Source organism: Pseudomonas sp. SDO524_S393, assembly GCF_054071875.1.
Genome location: NZ_JBSVVZ010000162.1, coordinates 1 through 547, shown reverse-complemented (window position 1 = coordinate 547; position 547 = coordinate 1). Strand labels below are relative to the sequence as shown.

Sequence of the window (547 nt, the reverse complement as noted above, 5' to 3'; positions counted from 1 at the left end):
AAGGCGTGACCTTGTTCATGTTGCTGCTGGCCTCGTTCCAGACCCTGTTGCACCGCTACAGCGGTCAGCAGGATATCCGCGTCGGCGTGCCGATTGCCAACCGCAACCGCATGGAAACCGAGGGGCTGATCGGCTTCTTCGTCAACACCCAAGTGCTCAAGGCCGAAATCGACGGGCAGACCACCGTGGCCCAGTTGCTGGCCCAGGTCAAACAGCGTGCGCTGGAAGCCCAGAGTCATCAGGATTTGCCTTTCGAGCAACTGGTGGAGGCGCTGCAACCGGAGCGCAGCCTGAGCTTGAGCCCGCTGTTCCAGGTGGCGTTCAACCACCATATCAGCCGGGCCGGCAGTCATTTGCAGCGCCTGGGGCAACTGGATATCAGTCCGGTGGCTTGGGATGAAGCGGCTGCGCAATTCGACCTGACCCTGGACATCGAAGAGTCCGCGGACCAACTGCGTGCTTCGCTCAGCTACGCCACCGACCTGTTCGACGCCACCACCATCACACGCATGGCGCGCCACTGGCAGAACCTGTTGCAGGCCATGGT

1 protein-coding gene is annotated in these 547 nt (G+C 61.8%); it reads left to right on the top strand.

Translation table 11 applies throughout. The features are described from left to right. The coding region (locus ACW9IB_RS29485; RefSeq protein ID WP_457416847.1) for a condensation domain-containing protein at nt 1–547 on the top strand (547 nt) is incomplete at both ends.